This is a genomic window from Nocardioides bizhenqiangii, from assembly GCF_034661235.1.
GTDB classification, from domain to species: Bacteria; Actinomycetota; Actinomycetes; order Propionibacteriales; family Nocardioidaceae; genus Nocardioides; species Nocardioides bizhenqiangii.
The window spans coordinates 1,084,262-1,102,400 of the sequence record NZ_CP141059.1 but is presented as its reverse complement, the minus strand read 5'-3'; the positions used below and the strand labels follow the sequence as shown (position 1 = coordinate 1,102,400).

General features: G+C 70.1%; 24 protein-coding genes. 12 read left to right on the top strand and 12 right to left on the bottom strand.

Annotated elements, in window-relative coordinates; translation table 11 throughout:
• Positions 1 to 40: 40 nt before the first annotated feature.
• A complete protein-coding gene (ftsE, locus tag SHK19_RS05475; RefSeq protein WP_322458221.1) occupies positions 41 to 730 on the bottom strand; it encodes a cell division ATP-binding protein FtsE in 690 nt (229 codons plus the stop codon).
• 242 nt (positions 731 to 972) lie between these two features.
• On the opposite strand from ftsE, the gene SHK19_RS05470 reads away from it, so the two are divergent.
• Positions 973 to 1,608, top strand: a complete 636-nt coding sequence (locus SHK19_RS05470; protein WP_322938058.1) for a hypothetical protein — start codon at positions 973 to 975, stop codon at positions 1,606 to 1,608.
• 25 nt (positions 1,609 to 1,633) lie between these two features.
• Here SHK19_RS05470 and SHK19_RS05465 read toward each other — a convergent pair whose 3' ends face one another.
• Positions 1,634 to 2,197 carry a TetR/AcrR family transcriptional regulator gene (locus tag SHK19_RS05465; RefSeq protein ID WP_322938057.1) on the bottom strand — a complete coding sequence of 188 codons (564 nt, stop codon included), beginning with the start codon at positions 2,195 to 2,197 and terminating at the stop codon, positions 1,634 to 1,636.
• Between the two features lie 39 nt (positions 2,198 to 2,236).
• Between SHK19_RS05465 and SHK19_RS05460 the strand changes: the two genes are divergently transcribed.
• The 6 genes from SHK19_RS05460 (at position 2,237) to SHK19_RS05435 (ending at position 7,170) form a co-directional block, all read left to right on the top strand.
• Entirely contained in the window at positions 2,237 to 3,499 is a 1,263-nt protein-coding gene (locus SHK19_RS05460; protein WP_322938056.1) for an acyl-CoA dehydrogenase family protein, read from the top strand.
• A complete protein-coding gene (locus SHK19_RS05455) occupies positions 3,496 to 4,305 on the top strand; it encodes an SDR family NAD(P)-dependent oxidoreductase (protein WP_322938055.1) in 810 nt (269 codons plus the stop codon). The genes SHK19_RS05460 and SHK19_RS05455 overlap by 4 nt, the downstream gene beginning before the upstream one ends.
• The gene (locus SHK19_RS05450) at positions 4,302 to 5,069 is read left to right on the top strand and encodes an SDR family oxidoreductase (RefSeq protein WP_322458216.1); all 768 of its coding nucleotides are present in this window, start codon (positions 4,302 to 4,304) and stop codon (positions 5,067 to 5,069) included. The genes SHK19_RS05455 and SHK19_RS05450 overlap by 4 nt, the downstream gene beginning before the upstream one ends.
• Positions 5,066 to 6,175, top strand: coding sequence for a phosphotransferase family protein (locus tag SHK19_RS05445; protein WP_322458215.1), 1,110 nt, complete (start codon positions 5,066 to 5,068; stop codon positions 6,173 to 6,175). The genes SHK19_RS05450 and SHK19_RS05445 overlap by 4 nt, the downstream gene beginning before the upstream one ends.
• A 10-nt stretch (positions 6,176 to 6,185) precedes the next feature.
• Positions 6,186 to 6,908, top strand: a complete 723-nt coding sequence (locus SHK19_RS05440) for a histidine phosphatase family protein (protein WP_322938054.1) — start codon at positions 6,186 to 6,188, stop codon at positions 6,906 to 6,908.
• A gap of 73 nt (positions 6,909 to 6,981) precedes the next feature.
• The gene (locus SHK19_RS05435; protein ID WP_322458213.1) at positions 6,982 to 7,170 is read left to right on the top strand and encodes a hypothetical protein; all 189 of its coding nucleotides are present in this window, start codon (positions 6,982 to 6,984) and stop codon (positions 7,168 to 7,170) included.
• A 23-nt stretch (positions 7,171 to 7,193) separates the two neighbouring features.
• On the opposite strand, the gene prfB is transcribed toward SHK19_RS05435, so the two are convergent.
• Positions 7,194 to 8,309 carry a peptide chain release factor 2 gene (gene prfB / locus SHK19_RS05430; RefSeq protein WP_322938053.1) on the bottom strand — a complete coding sequence of 372 codons (1,116 nt, stop codon included), beginning with the start codon at positions 8,307 to 8,309 and terminating at the stop codon, positions 7,194 to 7,196.
• 76 nt (positions 8,310 to 8,385) lie between these two features.
• Here prfB and SHK19_RS05425 point away from each other — a divergent pair, with 76 nt between their 5' ends.
• From SHK19_RS05425 to SHK19_RS05410, 4 genes are all read left to right on the top strand, one after another.
• Positions 8,386 to 9,234 (top strand): hypothetical protein, encoded by an 849-nt coding sequence (locus tag SHK19_RS05425; RefSeq protein ID WP_322938052.1) that lies wholly within the window; start codon positions 8,386 to 8,388, stop codon positions 9,232 to 9,234.
• Positions 9,235 to 9,334: 100 nt separating this feature from the next.
• Positions 9,335 to 10,573 carry a lysozyme family protein gene (locus SHK19_RS05420; RefSeq protein ID WP_322938051.1) on the top strand — a complete coding sequence of 413 codons (1,239 nt, stop codon included), beginning with the start codon at positions 9,335 to 9,337 and terminating at the stop codon, positions 10,571 to 10,573.
• A gap of 106 nt (positions 10,574 to 10,679) precedes the next feature.
• Positions 10,680 to 11,300, top strand: coding sequence for a hypothetical protein (locus SHK19_RS05415; protein WP_322938050.1), 621 nt, complete (start codon positions 10,680 to 10,682; stop codon positions 11,298 to 11,300).
• Complete coding sequence (locus tag SHK19_RS05410) at positions 11,294 to 12,268, top strand: hypothetical protein (RefSeq protein ID WP_322938049.1); 975 nt, start codon at positions 11,294 to 11,296, stop codon at positions 12,266 to 12,268. The genes SHK19_RS05415 and SHK19_RS05410 overlap by 7 nt, the downstream gene beginning before the upstream one ends.
• Before the next feature lie 12 nt (positions 12,269 to 12,280).
• Here SHK19_RS05410 and SHK19_RS05405 read toward each other — a convergent pair whose 3' ends face one another.
• The 8 genes from SHK19_RS05405 to SHK19_RS05370 all read right to left on the bottom strand — a co-directional run bounded on the left by SHK19_RS05405 (position 12,281) and on the right by SHK19_RS05370 (position 16,946).
• Positions 12,281 to 12,571, bottom strand: a complete 291-nt coding sequence (locus SHK19_RS05405) for a cupin domain-containing protein (protein ID WP_322938048.1) — start codon at positions 12,569 to 12,571, stop codon at positions 12,281 to 12,283.
• A 191-nt stretch (positions 12,572 to 12,762) separates the two neighbouring features.
• Positions 12,763 to 14,151, bottom strand: a complete 1,389-nt coding sequence (locus SHK19_RS05400; RefSeq protein WP_322938047.1) for a CBM96 family carbohydrate-binding protein — start codon at positions 14,149 to 14,151, stop codon at positions 12,763 to 12,765.
• A gap of 90 nt (positions 14,152 to 14,241) precedes the next feature.
• Positions 14,242 to 14,646 (bottom strand): pilus assembly protein TadG-related protein, encoded by a 405-nt coding sequence (locus tag SHK19_RS05395; protein WP_322458204.1) that lies wholly within the window; start codon positions 14,644 to 14,646, stop codon positions 14,242 to 14,244.
• A 37-nt stretch (positions 14,647 to 14,683) separates the two neighbouring features.
• Positions 14,684 to 15,130, bottom strand: a complete 447-nt coding sequence (locus tag SHK19_RS05390) for a hypothetical protein (RefSeq protein ID WP_322458203.1) — start codon at positions 15,128 to 15,130, stop codon at positions 14,684 to 14,686.
• Positions 15,127 to 15,519: a TadE/TadG family type IV pilus assembly protein gene (locus SHK19_RS05385; protein WP_322938046.1), complete on the bottom strand. Its 393-nt coding sequence runs from the start codon at positions 15,517 to 15,519 to the stop codon at positions 15,127 to 15,129. The genes SHK19_RS05390 and SHK19_RS05385 overlap by 4 nt, the downstream gene beginning before the upstream one ends.
• Positions 15,516 to 15,701, bottom strand: a complete 186-nt coding sequence (locus SHK19_RS05380) for a hypothetical protein (protein WP_322458201.1) — start codon at positions 15,699 to 15,701, stop codon at positions 15,516 to 15,518. Before SHK19_RS05380 ends, SHK19_RS05385 begins: the two co-directional genes overlap by 4 nt.
• Positions 15,702 to 15,738: 37 nt before the next feature.
• Positions 15,739 to 16,674 (bottom strand): type II secretion system F family protein, encoded by a 936-nt coding sequence (locus SHK19_RS05375; RefSeq protein WP_322938045.1) that lies wholly within the window; start codon positions 16,672 to 16,674, stop codon positions 15,739 to 15,741.
• On the bottom strand, positions 16,671 to 16,946 hold the full coding sequence (locus tag SHK19_RS05370) for a hypothetical protein (RefSeq protein ID WP_322938044.1): 276 nt from the start codon (positions 16,944 to 16,946) through the stop codon (positions 16,671 to 16,673). Before SHK19_RS05370 ends, SHK19_RS05375 begins: the two co-directional genes overlap by 4 nt.
• A gap of 209 nt (positions 16,947 to 17,155) precedes the next feature.
• Here SHK19_RS05370 and SHK19_RS05365 point away from each other — a divergent pair, with 209 nt between their 5' ends.
• Entirely contained in the window at positions 17,156 to 17,584 is a 429-nt protein-coding gene (locus SHK19_RS05365; protein WP_322938043.1) for a hypothetical protein, read from the top strand.
• A gap of 397 nt (positions 17,585 to 17,981) precedes the next feature.
• On the opposite strand, the gene SHK19_RS05360 is transcribed toward SHK19_RS05365, so the two are convergent.
• Positions 17,982 to 18,125 (bottom strand): hypothetical protein, encoded by a 144-nt coding sequence (locus SHK19_RS05360; protein WP_322938042.1) that lies wholly within the window; start codon positions 18,123 to 18,125, stop codon positions 17,982 to 17,984.
• Positions 18,126 to 18,139: the final 14 nt, after the last annotated feature.

The following is an 18,139-nucleotide window of genomic DNA, read 5'->3' as shown; positions in this document are numbered from 1 at the left end:
ATGGCGGCGCGTACGGCGGTGCTGACCCGGGCTGGCCTGGCTAGTGCTGGAAGCCGTAGCTCCCGGCCGCCTCGTCGCGCACGACCTTGCCCTGCTCGAGCTCGACCACGCGCTTGCGGAACTGATCGACGATGCCGTGGTCGTGGGTCGCCATCACCACGGTCGTGCCGCGCTCGTTGATGTCCTCGAGCAGGCCCATGATCCCGACCGACGTCTGCGGGTCGAGGTTGCCGGTCGGCTCGTCGGCGATGATGATCATCGGCCGGTTGACGAAGGCGCGGGCGATCGCGACCCGCTGCTGCTCGCCGCCGGACAGCTCGTCGGGCATCCGACCTGCCTTGTCCTTGAGACCGACGACCTCGAGCGTCTCCGGCACCACCCGGTTGATCTCGCGGCGCGACTTGCCGATCACCTGGAGGGCGAACGCGACGTTCTCCGCGACGGTCTTGTTGGGGAGCAGCCGGAAGTCCTGGAACACGGTGCCGACCTGGCGGCGCAACCGGGGCACCTTCCACCCGGCCATCCGGTTGATCTCCTTGCCGGCGACGTACACCCGACCGGTGGTCGGGCGGAGCTCACGGAGCACGAGCCGGAGGGCGGTCGACTTCCCCGAACCGGACTGTCCGACGAGGTAGACGAACTCGCCCTTGTCGATGTCGACCGTCACCTGGTCGAGCGCCGGCTTGCCGGGACCGGGGTAGTTCTTGGTGACCTTCTCGAAGCGAATCACTGACCAGACGGTACGCCAGGACGGCAACCAAAGGCACAACGCCGGCCGTCTCGGAGCGTCGGGCGTGACCGAGGGGGGCTCCTCGACCGGCGCCGTCGCGAGCGGCGTTTCCGGCCGATCTGGCAAGGCGGCGGAGTGAAGACGTGCTTGGCAGCCCATCGATCGACGCCAACGCAGCCAGATCGAGCCGGAAAGGTCGCGCAGCAGGCGCGGGTCGAGGAGCCGCACCCTAAAGTGGCCGCGTGCCGGGGCCCCTGCGATGGATGCTGCTCGCCGCCGTGGTGACCGCGCTCCCGGTGGCGGCAGGCGTGGTCCTGCTCGACGAGGACCCGCCCGCGACGTCGTCGGAGGCGCCGCCGTACAGATCGACCGCCCTGGCAGACTACGACACGTCGGCGGTCGCGCTGAGCCGCGCGCCGTTCTGCGACCGGCTGCCGGAGGAGGCGCTGACCGAGGCGCTCGACGGCAGGCCCGGCCCGACCACGGCCTACGCCAACGGGGAGTCCGCGGAGATGGCGCCCGGTCTCGAGGACGTCGCGCACGAGTATGGCTGCCGGATCGAGGGGAGGCGCGGCACCGAGGCCCGAGCCTGGCTGTTCGCGCCGCCCGTGACCCGGTCGCGCGCGACCGAGCTGGTCGACGAGGCGACGCGGCCCTCGTGCAGCCGGGCGACCACGGCACCGGCGTACGGCGCGCCGAGCCTGGCGCTGATCTGTCCGGCCCGCGACCGCCGATGGGCGTCCTTCCGCGGCCTGTTCGGCGACGCCTGGCTCGCCTGCAGCCTGGCGGCGCCTGCCGATCTCGACGACAACGAGCTGCTCGACCGCGCCGGCCGCTGGTGCGTGGCCGTCGCCGAGGCAGCGTCGGTCTCCGACTAGCGTCACGGGTCTCGAGAGGTGTGCGCTACGCGACCAGCAGCGTGCCGAGCGCCCGGCAGCAGTGCCCGACCTCGTCCTCGAGCGGTGCCCGCTCGGCCGCAGGGGCGCCGGACCACAGCAGCGCGCGGTCCTCGACGTACGCCGTCCAGCCGTGCACGACCGGAGTAGCAGTGGGGTCCAGACCCATCGCGTCGACGACGCGCCGGGCGACGGTCATCCGGTGCGACTCGATGCCCTCTCCCCCGACCGAGATCGCGCCGCTGCCGAAGACCAGTGCCAGGTAGAACTCACGGCGGCGCTCGATCTGCGCGTAGAAGCGCTCCACGAAGTGCCGCAACGCGGTCGCGGGGTCGACGCCCGGGTCCGGGGAGACGTTGCGCAGCACGCGCCGCAGAGCCGCACCGACCACCGCGTCGTAGTAGTCGGTCTTGGTCGGGAAGTAGTGGAAGAGCAGTCCGCGGGAGATCCCCGCCTCGGCCGCGACGGCGTCCAGGGAGAGGTCCTGGATCGGCTTCTCGACCAGCATCCGCAGGCCGATCCCGAGCAGCTGGCGACGCCGCTCGTCCTGGCTGAGCCGAGTGCGGGACACGTTATTGAGCATTGCTCAATAGTGTGCGAGGGTCAACCCATGGACTTCGCACCCTCCCCTCGGGCGGCCGAGCTCAGCGACCTCGTCAAGGAATTCATCGAGAGCGAGATCGAGCCGGTCGAGGCCGACTACCACCACGAGATCAAGCGCCGGCGGGACGCTGGCGCGGGCGAGCAGTGGCAGGAGCTGCCGGTGATGGCCGAGCTCCAGGCAAGGGCCCGGAAGCGGGGCCTGTGGAACCTCTTCCTCCCCGCCGGCCACGAGGGCCCCTACGCCGAGAAGTACGGGACTCTCGGAGGGACCGGCCTCAGCAACGTCGACTACGCACCGATCGCCGAGCTCATGGGCCGGTCGTTCATCGCGCCGTACGTCTTCAACTGCAACGCGCCCGACACCGGCAACATGGAGGTGCTGCTCAAGTACGGCAGCCAGGCCCAGAAGGACGAGTGGCTCGACCCGCTGCTCGACGGCCGGATCCGCAGCGCGTTCCTCATGACCGAGCCCGGGGTCGCGTCCTCCGACGCCACCAACATGGAGCTCAGCGCCGTCGTCGACGGCGACGAGATCGTGCTCAACGGCCGCAAGTGGTTCTCCACCGGGGTCGGCCATCCCGACTGCGAGATCTTCATCGTGATGGGACTGACCGATCCCGAGGCCGACCGCCACCACCGCCACTCGATGGTGCTGGTGCCGCGCGACACCCCCGGGGTGAAGGTCGAGCGGATGCTCTCGACGATGGGGTTCTTCGACGAGCCGCACGGCCACGGGGAGGTGTCACTGACCGACGTCCGGGTGCCGATCGGGAACTTCGTGGCGGGTCCCGGCGAGGCGTTCGCAATCGCCCAGGGCCGGCTCGGTCCGGGCCGCGTCCACCACTGCATGCGGCTGATCGGCCTGGCGGAGAAGGCCCTCGAGCTCGCCTGCCAGCGCGGCACCGACCGGGTCGCGTTCGGCAAGCCGCTGGTCAACCTCGGAGGCAACAGGGAGCGGATCGCGCAGGCCCGGATCGCGATCGAGTCGACCCGGCTGCTCGTGCTCAACGCCGCCTGGAAGCTCGATGTCGGCGGCTCGATGAACGCGATCAGCGAGGTCTCGCAGATCAAGGTGGCCGCGCCGCGGATGGCCCTCGACATCATCGACTTCGCCATGCAGATCCACGGTGGCGGCGGCCTCACCGACGACTTCCCGCTGGCGGCGGCCTGGACCGGTGCCCGCTCGCTGCGCTTCGCCGACGGTCCGGACGAGGTGCACCTCGGACTCATCGCCCGGCTCGAGCTGATGAAGTACGGCGTCTCGCGATGACGCACCCCAAAGGCGGTCGCCGCGTGCTCGTGACGGGCGGCGCGTCCGGGCTCGGTGCGGCGTTCGTCGCCGAGTTCCTCCGGCGCGGCGACCAGGTCGTCATCGCCGACGTCCAGCCTCCGGTCGACCGGGACCTCGTCGACGGAGCCGAGCTGATCGAGCTCGACGTGACCTCGGACGACGACTGGGCCGCGGCGCTCGCCTGGGTCGAGGAGCACTGGGGCGGCCTCGACGTCCTCGTCAACAACGCCGGTATCGCGGCCGGCGGCCGGATCGACGTCGTCGGGATCGACGAGTGGCAGCGGGTGATCGACATCAACCTGCTCGGCGTGGTGCGCGGCTGCCGCACCTTCGTGCCGATGATGAAGGCGCAGGGCAGCGGGCACATCGTCAACACCGCCTCGCTCGCCGGGCTGGTGCACCCGCCAGCAATGGCGTCGTACACCGCGGTGAAGGCGGGCGTCGTCGCACTCAGCGAGACCCTTTCCTACGAGCTCGACCCGTTCGGCATCTTCGTCTCGGCGGTGTGTCCCGGGTTCGTGCGCACGCCCCTCGCGTCGTCGATCACCGGCAGCGACCCGGTCGCCAACAGGATCGCGACGCGGCTGATCGAGAAGTCGCCCTACACCGCCGACCAGATCGCGACCGCGGTGATGGCCGGCATCGACAAGAAGCAGATGGTGATCGTGCCCGACCGCCCCGCCCGGATCGCCGTCCTCACGAAGCGGACGATGCGTCCGCTCTACGACCGCCAGCAGCGCAGCTTCGCCGCCCGGATCTTCGCGATGACAGAGGAGAAAGCATGAGCAAGGGAACGATCCTGATCACCGGAGCGAGCTCGGGGCTGGGCGAGGAGATGTCGCGGCAGTTCGCGGCGCTGGGCTACGACCTCGCGCTCTGCGCGCGGCGCACCGAGCGACTCGAGGCACTGCGGGCCGAGATCGTCGCCGCGCACCCCGACGTGACGGTTGCGGTCAAGCCGCTCGACGTCAACGATGACGACGCGGTGTTCGCGGTGTTCAAGGAGTTCGCCTCGGAGCTCGGCACCATCGACCGCGTCATCATCAACGCCGGGCTCGGCAAGGGCGCGCCCCTCGGCACCGGCCGCTACGACGCCAACAAGGCGACGGCGATGACGAACTTCGTCGCGGCGCTGGCCCAGACCGAGGCCGCCATGGAGATCTTCCGCGCCCAGGCCGCCGCCGGGACGAGGGGCCATCTCGTCATGATCTCCTCGGCCTCCGCGATGCGCGGCATGCGCAAGACGATCACGACGTACGCCGCCACCAAGGCGGGGGTCGCCGCCCTCGCCGAGGGACTGCTCAACGAGAACGTGAAGGCCAAGGGCATCGACGTCTCGATCATCTACCCGGGCTACATCCGCTCGGAGATGAACGAGAAGGTCGCCCAGCGGACCAAGTTCATGGTCGACACCGAGACCGGGGTGCGGGCGATGGTCAACGCGATCGAGAAGCGCAAGGAGAAGGCGCTCGTCCCGGCCTGGCCGTGGGTCCCGCTCGGCTTCGCCCTCAGGAACCTCCCGATGCCTGTCGTCCGGAGGCTCACGTGAGCGGATCCGGCGTCGCAGGCGCGCAGGAGGTCCGCGAGGAGGATGCGTTCGACGTCCCCGCCGTCGAGGCGTGGCTGCAGGAAAAGGTGCCCGGGCGGATCGCGGAGGTTCGGCAGTTCAGCGGCGGGGCGTCGAACCTGACCTACCTGCTGCGGGTCGAGCAGGAGGTCTCGACCCCTTCGACAGGCTCAGGGACCAAGGGCGCCAAGAGGGACCTGATCCTGCGGCGCCCGCCGGGTGGCACGAAGGCCAAGGGCGCGCACGACATGGGGCGTGAGCACCGGATCCAGGAGTCGCTGGCGCCGGTCTTCCCGTACGTCCCGACGATGGTCGGCTACTGCGGCGACCCGTCGGTGATCGGGTCCGAGTTCTATGTGATGGACCGGGTCGCGGGGCACATCCCGCGCCGTGAGCTGGGGCTGGACCTGCCGCCCGAGCAGGTCCGCGAGCTCTGCACCAACGTGCTCGACCTGCTGGTCGCCCTGCACTCCGTCGACCCTGCGGAGGCGGGCCTCGAGTCCCTCGGCAAGGGCGAGGGGTACGTCGCCCGCCAGGTGGGCGGCTGGATCGCCCGGTTCGGGAAGGTGAAGACCTGGAACGTGCCGTCGTGGGGGCGGGTGATGCGGTGGCTCGACGAGACCCAGCCGGCGGACGTGGGCACCTGCCTGATCCACAACGACTTCCGGCTCGACAACGTGGTCTTCGACCCCGATGACCCGACCAAGCCGGTCGCGCTCCTCGACTGGGAGATGGCCACCCTCGGCGACCCGCTGATGGACCTCGGCTCCGTCGTCTCCTACTGGGTGGAGGCCGGCGATGCCGCGCTCTACCAGCGGTTCCGGATGCAGCCGTCCAACGCGCCCGGGATGCTCACGCGCAAGGAGGTCGTCGACTACTACTGCTCGCGGACCGGACTCGAGCTCACCGACGAGCAGTGGGCGTTCTACGAGGTCTTCGGCCTGTTCCGACTGGCGGTGATCCTGCAGCAGATCTACTACCGCTACCACCACAAGCAGACGACCAACCCGAAGTTCAAGAACTACTGGCTCGGCTCGCACGTGTTGCACCGCAGGGCGCGCGCGCTGATGCGACAGGTCGGCCAGTGAAGGTGGACCAGTGAGACTGCTCTACCTGGTGCGGCACGCCCAGGCGTCGTTCGGCAAGCGCGACTACGACGCGCTGTCCGACCTCGGGCACGAGCAGTCGCGGGTGCTCGGACGCGCGCTCGCTGACCGTCAGATCGTCCCGGACGTCGTGATCCGCGGCGAGCTGCGTCGGCACCGCGAGACCGCGGACGGGATCCTCGCCGGCCTCACCGACGCCGACGCCGACGCCGACGCCGACGCGGCCGCGTCGGTGCCGGTCGAGGTCGATGCCGGGTGGGACGAGTTCGACTTCCAGCACGTGGTCGAGGTGCACAAGCCCCTCTACCGGTCCCGGACGGTGATGCTGGCCGACCTCGCTCGCAGCCGGACACCCCGGCAGAGGTTCCAGGAGATCTTCGAGGACGCGACAGCGCGCTGGACCGGGGGCGAGTCCGACGACGACTACCGCGAGTCGTTCCCGGCGTTCACCGACCGGATCCAGGCGGCGCTGCTCGCGGCCGCCGCCCGGACGCCGGAAGGCGGTACGGCGATCGTGGTCACCTCCGGCGGCCCGATCGGGCTGGCCGCCTCCCACCTGCTCGCGGGGGACGCGTCGCTCTGGGTGCCGCTCAACAAGGTGGCGGTCAACACGGCGATCACGAAGGTGATCAACGGCCGGAGCGGGCTCACGCTGTCGTCGTACAACGACCACAGCCACGTCGAGCACGACCGGCGGCTGCTCACCTATCGGTGACTGGGAGGAACACTTCCTGGCCTTTTGTCTACTTATTGACTACAGTTAGTAGTCAACAGGCTTGGAGGCAGTCATGAGTGTCCTGCAACACCACCGCGCAGCGCACCGCTGGCACGACCGGTTCCCGCCCCGTGGCGCGTGGCGGGCGACGGGTGCGCTGATCGCCTTCGGCCTGCTTGCGGCCCGCGACCTGGTGGGCGCGATCTCTGTCCTGGTCGCGTTCGCCGTCGCGGAGGTCGTCTACGACGCCGCCGACCGCTAGGGCGTGCGGAGACCTGCCCTAGGTCAGGCGTCGGCCTTCTCGGCGCCGCGGCGCCAGCGGATGCCGGCCTCGAGGAAGTCGTCGAGGTCGCCGTCGAACACGGCCTGCGGGTTGCCGCTCTCGTAGCCGGTGCGCAGGTCCTTGACGATCTGGTAGGGGTTCAGCACGTAGTTGCGCATCTGGTCGCCCCAGCTGGCCTGCACGTCGCCCTTGAGGTCCTTCTTGAGCGCGGCCTCCTCGGCCTTCTTGACCGCGAGCAGCTTGGCCTTGAGGACCACCATGGCCGAGGCCTTGTTCTGCAGCTGTGACTTCTCGTTCTGGCAGCTGACGACGATGCCGGTCGGGATGTGGGTCAGCCGGACCGCGGAGTCGGTGGTGTTGACGGACTGGCCGCCGGGACCGCCCGAACGGAAGACGTCGACCCGGATCTCGTTCTCGTCGACCTCGATCTCGTCGGTCTGCTCGAGGAACGGGACCACCTCGACCGCGGCGAAGGAGGTCTGGCGGCGGCCCTGGTTGTCGAACGGGCTGATCCGCACCAGACGGTGGGTGCCGGCCTCGACGGAGAGGGTGCCGTAGCCGTACGGCGCGTGGATCGCGAACTCGGCGGACTTGATGCCCGCCTCCTCCGCGTAGGAGACGTCGTAGACCTCCACGGTGTAGTTGTTGCGCTCGGCCCACCGGGTGTACATCCGCATCAGCATCTCGGCGAAGTCGGCGGCGTCGACCCCGCCGGCGCCGGCGCGGATGGACACGATCGCCTCGCGCTCGTCGTACTCACCGGAGAGCAGGGTGCGGATCTCCAGGGCCTCGACGGCCTTCTTGATCTTGGCGAGCTCGGCCTCGGACTCGGCGAGCGACTCCTGGTCGCCCTCCTCGTTGGCGAGCTCCACCATCAGCTCGAGGTCGGCGATCCGGCCCTTGAGCGCCTCGAAGCGGTCGACCTCGCCCTGGAGCATGGACAGCCGACCGGTCACCCGGGTCGCGTTGGCCTGGTCGTCCCACAGGTCCGGAGCGGCCACCTGGACACCGAGGTCGTCGATCTCGCGCTTCATCGCGGGGATGTCGAGCACCTGCTCGATCGTGTGCATCGTCGCGGTGAGCTGCTTGATGTCGGTGTCGTACTCGGGGCCTGCCACAAGAGTCAAGGTTACGGGCCGGGCACACCCCGCGGCCATTCGTGGCCGGTCGGCGGCGGGCTCCTAAGGTGGGCGTGTGTCCACAGTGCCGCAGCCCTGGGTCGGGCTCGTCGACGACGCCGCGATGTTCCCGCCCGGCGACCTCCCGCTCCCGGAAGCCGTGGCGGCTCACGTCGCCCGGCGCGAGGAGTGGTACGCCGCCCTGGTCGGGCCCCTGGTCGTCAAGGACGTCGACGTCCCGCAGATCGACGCCCGGCTGGCCGTCTCCGTGGTGCTGACCGGCGGCGCCGGCTCGGTCGGCGGCGCCGCCACCCTGTGCGGCCGGTCCCCCACCGACCTCGCCGGCCTGGAGGTCGCCCTGGCCGACCTCGACGACCTGCCGGGCAACGCCCACCGGGTCGCGGCCGCCGTCGACGCCGCACACGCCGCGGGCGTGCTCGACCCCGAGGTCCCCGTGTACGTCGAGCTGCCGCACGTCGCCGCGACCGGGTCGTGGCTCGCTGCGGCCGACGTGGTGGCCGGGAGCGGCTTCCGGCTGAAGTTCCGGACCGGCGGCCTCAGCCCCGACGCGTTCCCACCCGCCCACGCCCTCGCCCGCTGGATCGACGCGGCGCTCGACCGCGAGACGCCCTTCAAGTGCACCGCCGGTCTGCACCACGCCGTCCGGCACACCGCCGGCGACACCGGGTTCGAGCACCACGGCTTCCTCAACGTGCTGGTCACGACCCGGCTCCTGTTCGACGGCACCCCCGTCGCCGACGCCGTCGCAGCGCTGGAGGAGCGCGACCCGGCGTCACTCGTCGCGCAGGCGACGGAGCTCGACGTCGCCGGCGCCCGCCGCTGGTTCACCTCCTACGGGTCGTGCAGCGTCACGGACCCCCTGACCGACCTGATCGCGCTCGGACTCCTCGAGGACGGGGCCTGAACCTGTCCGAGAACTGACCATTCGGATGATTTTGTGACGTTTGCTGTATGCGGGACGTTGATCTCGTTGCATCCTTGGATACGACCAAGAGGTGGAATTGATGGCAGCGCGACACCGCAATGCGCCGGTGCGGTCCGGCAGCGCCGTCAGGCGCGCGGTCTTGACGTCCGTGCTGTCCGCGCTCGCCCTCACCTCTGTCACCATCACCGCCGCCGCGGTGACGCTCACGAACGCCACTCCGCGCGCTGAAGCTCCGTCCTCGGCGGACGCCACCACGACCGCGACGACCGAGGCCGAACTGCCGCTGGCGCCGCCCGTCGAGGTCCAGGACGTCCCGGTCGGCATCCCCGACGTCGCGGTGGTCGTGGCCGACGGTGTCCAGCTCGACGCCGTGCCCAGCACGGCCCTGGCCGCCTACCAACGCGCCGCCGCAGTCCTCGGCAGCGCCGACAAGCGGTGCCACCTCGAGTGGACGCTGGTGGCCGCGGTCGGCCACGTGGTCAGCGGCCACGGCACCACCGCCGGCAGCGAGCTCGACGAGAGCGGCCGGATGCGGCCCCAGTACGCCGGCAAGCCGTTGGTGGGTCGTGACGGCAAGCGGATCCCCGACAGCGACGCCGGGCGCCTCGACGGCGACGGCCGCTTCGACCGGCCTGTGGGCCCGCTGCAGCTCTCACCCGCAACCTGGGCCGTGGTCGGCGTCGACAGCGACGACGACGGCCGGCGCAACCCCCACGACATCGACGACGCGGCGCTCGCGGTCTCGGTGCTGCTCTGCTCGGGCGACGACGACCTGCGCCGCCGGGCCGGGCGCATCGACGCCGTACGACGGATCAACGACGACCGGACCTTCATCGAGACCGTGCTCGCGACCGACCGCGCGTACCGGACCCAGATGAGCCAGTCCTACGACTCGGACCCGGTCGTCATCCCGGCCGACACGCCCGTCGACGTACCGACCGACCTGCCGACCAACGTGCCGGTCAACGCGCGCAACCCCGTGCCGTCCGACGGCCCGACCGCGTCCGATCCCCCCTCGGCGACCGCGACCGACCCGGTCACATGGTCGCCCTCGCCCAACCCGCCGTCCTCGACGCACCCGCCGAGGGACCCGACGGACCGCCCCGACCCGTCGTGCCCCACCGACACCGATGAGCCGACGGACGAGGCCAGCACCGAGCTGACGGACACGGCGACGCCGGAGCCGACGGACACTGCGACGGCTGCCCCCACCGACAGCCCGACCGACGCGACCGACCCGACCGACGCCCCCACCGAGCTGCCGACCGACGACCGGCCCGGCTGCGAGGACGACGCGGATGACGACGAGACGGACTGAGCCCATTCGTCGTACCTCGCTTGTTTGACGTCGTCCGCAGCGGGATAAAGTCCTGAGCATCGGCTCCGGGTCAACCGGAGCGACTCGGGATCCACGGAGAGCTCCAATGACGCCATCTCGGGCGGCCGCGTCGGCAGCCACCCTGGCCGTGCTCGCAGCCGGGCTCCTCGCGTGCGGCGGCGATGACGGCGACCCGTCGAGCGCGACCTCGCCCGACCTCGAGCCGAGCTCGGAGGCGACCGGGTCGACAGAGCCGACGACGTCGGCGCCCAAGGGCCCGAAGCCGATTCCTACCAGCTATCCCGACGTCGGCCTCGAGTACGACGGCCTGCCGGACCTGAAGGGCAGCTACCGCGTCGCGCTCGAGGTCTTCGTCGCGTTCGACCGCGGCCGGCTCCAGCTGGCGCGCGAGGCGAAGATGAACCCGCTGGTGAGCGAGAACGCCGCCGAGCAGGTGGTGGCGACCTTCCAGTCCACGGCGACCTACCTGCAGGATCACGACGCCTACTACCGCGGCACGTCGGTCGCCACCTTCGACGACGTCGAGACGAACGGCGGCCTGCTCGGCCTCGACCTCTGCCTCGACGGCACCGAGCTGCGATTCGTCGAGGGCGGTTCCGCGTCCGCCCCCGACGGCCCCGCCCGGGTGCCGTTCCGCGTGATCGTCACCCAGATCGACGGCTCGTGGACCGTCACCGAGGCCGCGACCCAGGAGGGAACATGCTGAAGTCCGTGCTCCGATCGACGGCCGTGCTGGCCATGGCCGGCAGTGCCATCGCGCTCGGCGCGGCGGTCGAACCCGCCAGCGCCTGCGGCGTCGGCACCGACAACTGCGGCGACACGTCGTCCAGCGGCGGCACCGTCACGATCACCGTGAGCGGGTCCTTCGTCGGCGCCGGCTCCGCCGGATCGTCTGGCACGACCACGGTCAGCCTGCCGACGCCGTGCTGGTACGACGCGGGCTACACCGGCAAGGAGTACGCCGAGTGGGTCGACTCCGGCGAAGCCGCGAGGCTCTGGCACCGCACCGGCGGCATCGGCAACTACGAGCCGCACCCGGGCTACCAGCGCTACAAGGACGACACGGAGGGCCACTGGTACGGCGCGACCTGCTCCAGCGCGACCTTCGAGGACATCGACGACTTCTTCGAGTTCGCCGAGGAGTGGTTCCGCACCCACGACTCGGTCTACGTCGAGGCGGGCGGGTCGCCCCCGATCCCTCCCGTCCCCGGCGAGGTGCTGCTCGCGGCGGCGATGGAGGCGATCACCGTCCCCGATCCGGAGTTCGTCTGGAACCCGCAGGAGCGGAGCGACAACGGCTCGGTCGTCAACTGGCCCACCTGGTTCTGGCTCGACGGTGCTCTCCCGACCGAGGGCTCGGTCACCGCGAGCGCTGGACCGTGGTCGGCGACCGTCGAGTTGTCGCTCACCAATGTCGAGTACTTCTCCGAAGGCGCCGGCTCGGTCGTGTGCGAGGACGGCGGCACCGAGTGGACGCGATCCGCTGGTGAGAGCGACTGCACGCTGACCTTCCCCAGCCCGTCCGACGCGGCGACCGTCGAGGCCAGCGCCCGCTGGGACGGCAGCTGGTCCTACAACGGCGCGCCGCAGGGTGCGATCGACCCGCTCACCTCCGACTGGGAGATCTCCTTCCCGGTCTACGAGATCGGCTCCACGGTCACCGAGTTCGAGTGACCGGCGACGATCTCACGCCGGCTTCGCGTACGCGGCGATGCCGGTGTCGAGGAGGATGCACGGCTCGTCGCCGACGACCCAGGCGTCGTGCCCGGGCTCTGCCACCATCACGTCGCCGGGGCCGACTGTCACCTCCGTGCCGTCGTCGAACCGGATCGTCATCTGCCCGGACAGGCAGTAGCCGGTGTGGTGGGTCTGGCAGGAGTCAGTACCGGCGATCGGCTTGACGTCCTCGGACCAGCGCCAGCCCGGTTCGAAGACACCCCGCCCCAGGGTGAAGTCGCCGAGCGTGACGACGTCCATGTGACCGTGCGCCTTGAACGGCCTCGTCTCGTGGGGTGAGTCAATGCTCTGCTTCGCTGATGTCATCGTGCTTTCCCTTCGAGTTGCTCAGCCCCTCCTCCCTCGAAGGTACGCCTGATCTTGTCCGCCGGAGCCTGCCGACTATGACGATATTTCGGCTGCGCGAGCCGCCGTCACCGAGCTCGACTGACTCAGTGACATGCGCCGCTGCCGCTGTCGGTGAAGGTCTGGCCGGCGATCGGGATGAACTCCCAGTCATAGCTGGCGGCGCGCAGCGTGAGCTTCAGGACGCCGTACGCCACGTTGTCGCGAACCTCGCTGTTCGGCTGGACGGTGCCGAATGCGTAATGGCTCGCTCCGCCCGTGCCGACGACGAACTGGCGGATGCCGCGGGTCGCGTCCGGGACACCGAACGGGTCCATCGGGGCGAAGCGCTCGTACTGGTGGTTGTGTCCGTTCAGGACCACTTCGGCGTTGTTGTCGTAGAGCGCCCGGAACAGCGGTCTGGTGGCGATGGCCGGCTTGTGCGTGGCGCCCGAGGTGTACAGCGGGCGGTGCCAGTACGCGAGGGTGCACGGCTTCGTGCTGAGGGCGAGGTCGTTGCGCAGCCAGACCTCCTGGGCCGATCCCTTGGCCATCGTGATCTCGGAGTTCAGCGCGACGAGGTGCCACTCACCGATGTCGTAGGAGTAGTAACCCAGTCCCGACGGGCCGGCCAGCGGGCCGAAGTAGTCGTAGTAGCCGGTGGCGCCCGGTGTCTTGTAGTCGTGGTTCCCTGGGACCGGACGGGTCCGGGCCTTGAACACACCCCAGCTCGGTTCGTAGTGCGCCGCGAACTCCTCCGCCGTTCCGTTGCCCTGGCTGTTGTCGCCGGTCGTGTACACGGCGGCGTCGGGGAGAGCGTTGATCAGAGCCGCTGTCTTGGTGTCTCCCGATCCGGCGGTAGCGATGTCACCGGCGCCCACGATGACGGGGTCGGCCGGCGGAGGCGTGCCGGTCGTGATCACCAACTGCGGTGCGGTGGCACCGGTCTCCCGCGAGTCGTACTCGGCGCCGTCCGCGCTGCTCGACGTACCGCCGATGCTGTAGGTGCCGTCGCCGGCGATGTGGGCGGTGACGTCGATCTCGACCCAGCTGTTGCGCGCGACCGGGCCGACGGTGCCGAGCGTGGCGCCGTCGATCGCGGGCTGGTTGTTGTAGGTGACCGCGGTCTCGGTCCAGGTCGTGTCCGACATCAACGCCCAGGTGCCTCCGCTGTTGCTGCCGGCTCCGGAGATGTCGTTGACGTGCAGGCGCAGCTTGGCGCTGGTGATCGGTTCGGTGATGCCGGAAAGGGTGAACTTGATGAACGTCCGCTGGACGGCGGATGCATCGACAGCAAGCATGTCGCGAGCGCCGAAGTTGGCCCCCTTGTTGAACTCTGCGACGTAGGTATCGGCGATCGCCGTCGACGTCGTCGTGGTGACGACCGCTGCCGCGGGAGGCGACGCATCGGTGAGCGGCGCGGTGGTAGTGGTGGCGGCCGCCAGGCCCAGCAACCCCCCACCGATCGCTGCCAGGCCGGCGCGACGGAAGCGCATGCTCCGAACGTACGACCCGCCCCGCTGACCCGCGGCTGAACAGCCGACGTCGGTATCGACTCCGATACTGACGTCGCCGGTCGTTGCTCGTCATGCCTCCGGGCGTACGACGGCCGAGCCGGTCGCGCCCACGGTCGGCCGCTCCGGACCGCCGGGCAGGCTGAGCGGCAGGTCGACGGGCGCGTCGATCTCGACCACGACCCGGTCGCCGCGAACCGCGACGGAGACCCGGAGGCCGGGGTGTGCGTCGTACGCCCCTGTGGAGCGGAGGTAGTCATGCACCGCCGTGCGGGCGACGCCGGCACTGAGGTCGAGGTCGTCGTGGCCGAGTCCGCCGGAGTAGACGTCGCGCCCCTCGGCGGCGGCGTCTGCGCCGTACAACGCGGCGCCGTCGGCGAGCGAGTCGAGGCTCTGCCGCTTGAGGTAGGCGGCGCCGGCGTCGACCACGACGACGACCACCAGCAGGACGACCAGCGCGAAACCGATGATGATCACGCTGGTCTGTCCGCGCTCGTCCCTCCGCCTGGTGGGCCTAACCACCGTCGACCTCCTGGTAGCGGCCGATCGGCACCGAGTGGGTGGCGTCGAGCGCGAACCGCGGAGCGCCACCACCGAGCGCGTCCGGCAGCAGCGGCAGCTCGACGCTCGACCGGACCCGGACGGTGATCACCGAGGTGCCGTTGTGGCAGTCGCCGGGGTACGGTGTACACGTGACGGTCACCGTCAACGGCGCGCCCTCGAGGCCCTGGTCGGCGAGCGCGCGACGGGCGACTTCCTCGGCCGCCCGCTGGCCGGACGCGTCGTCGGGGGCGAGGGCGTAGGCGCGACCAGCGGAGCGAGCGGCGGCGGTGACGCCGAATGCGCCCTGCTGCACCTCCGAGACGGAGAGCACGATCCACAGCAGCGGCACGAGCAGCAGGATGCCGAGCCAGACCAGCTCCACGAGCGCGCTGCCGCCCTCGTCTCTGCGGTCCCTCACGCCAGCGCCTCCTCGACAGCGCGACCGGATACCGAGAACCGCACTGCCGGCCCGCCGATCCCGAGCGCCGGCACCTCGGCGGTGACCGTGATGATCACACCGGGAAGCCCGTCGACCGCGGCCTGCCGCACCTCGACGTCCTGCGCGAACCGTCCGGCGATCGCGGTGTCGATCTGCGACCGGGTGCGGGCGACGCCGTCGGCGGGTCCGCGATCAGCGGTCGCCGCGTAGCGAGCACCGTCCGACGCTGCGGCAGCGAGGGTGGCCCGCACGTGCAGCACCAGCGCGACCTGCATCAGCCCGACCACGAGCGGAGCCAGGACGACGACCACGAGAACGAAGTCGACGACCGCGGAGCCTCGTTGGCCGGGCCGCGGCCGTCGGGTCATTGCACGGAGTTGAGGGCGGTGCGGAGCATGCCGACCAGGGCCGGGCGGGCGAACGCGAGCAGAGCGCTCACCAGCCCGACCGACATCACGGTGATGAGCACCCAGCCCGGGACGTCACCGCGATCGTCACGCGGCCGGAGGCGCACTGAGCACCACACCCAGATGGTGAGCATTGGTTCCATGAATGTTCCTTCCCGAGACGGATCCGAAGGGGTGAGGTCAGGGTGCGGTCAACGAGAGGCCGACCAGGCCGGGCCAGAACGCGAAGACGACGGTGACGGGCAGCACGATGAAGACGACGGGCACCATCATCACGATCTCCCGGCGCGACGCTTGCTCGATGAGCTCACGGCGGCCGGCCTCGCGGACGTCGCCGGCCTGCGCGTGAAGCACGTCGGTCAGCGGCGTGCCGCGCTCGACGGCGACTGCGACACCATGCGCGAACCGCGCGACGATCGGCACTCCCGTCGTCGCGGCCAGCCCGTCGAACGCATCGGCGACCGGTTCCCCCGTGCGGATGGCAGCCAACACCGCCGCGAGATCGGCGGACAATGCACCCCGCGACCGGCGGACGACCCGGTCGAGGGCGGACACCGGCCCCTCCCCCGCTGCGACCGCGAGCGCCAACAGCTCCGCGACGGTCGGGAACTCCTCGACGATCGCCCGCTCCCGCCTGCGCACCTGGGCGGTCAGGTGCTGGTCACGGGCGAGCACGCCGGCGACGAATCCCACCGCGCAGAGAAGGACGAGCGGCAGCGGGTTGCCGGGGCGCGAGAGCGCGCTGAGGACACAGAACGCCGCGGTCACGGCGAAGCCGGCGAGTCCCCACAGCACCTGTTCGACGCGGAAGTCGTGCACCGTCCGCTCGAGTCCGGCACGGGCGAGCCGGCGTCGTACGGACGGGGCACCGCCGAGCACCCGCTCGACCTGGTCGGCCGCGGACCGCAGCATCGGCGCCGCCAGGGCGACGAGTGCCGACCGGGGCTCACCGTCGCGACCCACATGAACCGGATAGGTCGTCGTCAGGTCGCGGACGTAGGGCAGGACGCGCGCCTCGAGCTGTGGCCGGAGTACGGCGGCCACCCGCGCCGCGACCAGCAGCAGGCCCAGCGCGACGGCGCCGCCCAGCACTGCACCCCATGCTGCCGGCGTCATGAAAACACCCGCCGCTCGGTGGGGAGCCGACCGATCCTCATCATCAGCCGGTAGGCGAACACGCACGCGGCGGCCCCGGCGACGAGGACGAGGGCGCCGGTGGCCGACCGGTAGCGCGTGATCACCTCGGTCTGGAACGCCATCAGCAGCAGGACCACCCACGGCGCAGCGACCGCGAGCCTCGCCCCGTTGATCGTCCACGACTGACGCGCCTCGAGCTCCGACCGGGTGCGCAGGTCGTCGCGGAGATACGAAGACAGGTTGCGCAACAACCGCCCCAGCTCCCTGCCACCGGCGCCAGGTCGCACCCCATTTGACCTGCGCTTCCGCGTGGAGACGGCGGCATGAGAGAGCCAGGAATGGCCCGCCCTCCCCCGCCTCGCGGACGAAGCGGGAGGGCACCGCCCGCGACCGCAGGGCCAGCCACCCGGGGCTCGGCCCCGGCAGGACCACCAGCACTTACGAGACACCAGGAGAAGTAATGACGAAGAACGGCAAGGACATCCGGTACGTGACCGCGGACGGTCGCAAGGTGACCGGCGACGACGAGAACTTCGACATCGACTACCACTACTACCTGCAGATGGGGGTCGACTCAGACTTGATCTACATGGTTCGACCGCTCCTTGACGGCGATGGGAGGCAGCAGGCGCTCGCGTCGAGGTTCCTCGTCGCGTCGCGGGAGAATGGGTGGAACGCCGCCGAAGCGCAAAAGCGGCTGTACGGCATCCTCGAACGCGAGGGGGTCGGGATCGGTCGCGCTCCGCACGTCAGCGAGGCCGAATTCAACGCAGCCTGGGACGAGCTTTCTGGGACGCCGGGTGGCAACAACTCGGCCAACTACTCGTTCGGCCACTCCGAGCAGACGGCCAAGGAGGCTCTGGTTCGGGGCGTAGACCCCGACTCCTGACCTTTTCTGATAGGGCGGGCCAACCGACAGCAGATCAGGCAGCGGCTGCGGGTGGCTCGCCCTCGTCATGTCCAGGCTTGTCCTCCGCTTCGGCCTTCGACTTGCGGTGTCGCCACATGTCCCATCCCAATCTGATGCCGCCAAGGGCAACGAGCCCAACGGCGCTCACCCACTCCGGGCTCAATGCCACCAACTCCTTTGAACAGGTCTAACCGGTACTTACACCGATGTACTTCGGCACGATCTGAACACGATGGTGCGCACTGTCGCCGACGAGTGGAAGCCCGCCGTCCACAGGCACTGTGGATAACCCGTGGATGAGCAGTGGATAAGTGGCGTTGAGTCTGTGGATACGATGTGCACTCAGGTGTGTAGCCGGACAACCAAACGACGGCCGCTAGCGCGCTGACCTGCGGAAACATGACTCCACCGTTGTGAATCGAAGAATCTCACGCTGGATCTTGCCGAAGTTGATCTTGTTGTCCTTGCGGATGACCATCTCCACGTCATCCATCGCCGCCGCGCCGTCCTGCTGGAGCACCCTGTGATGACCGA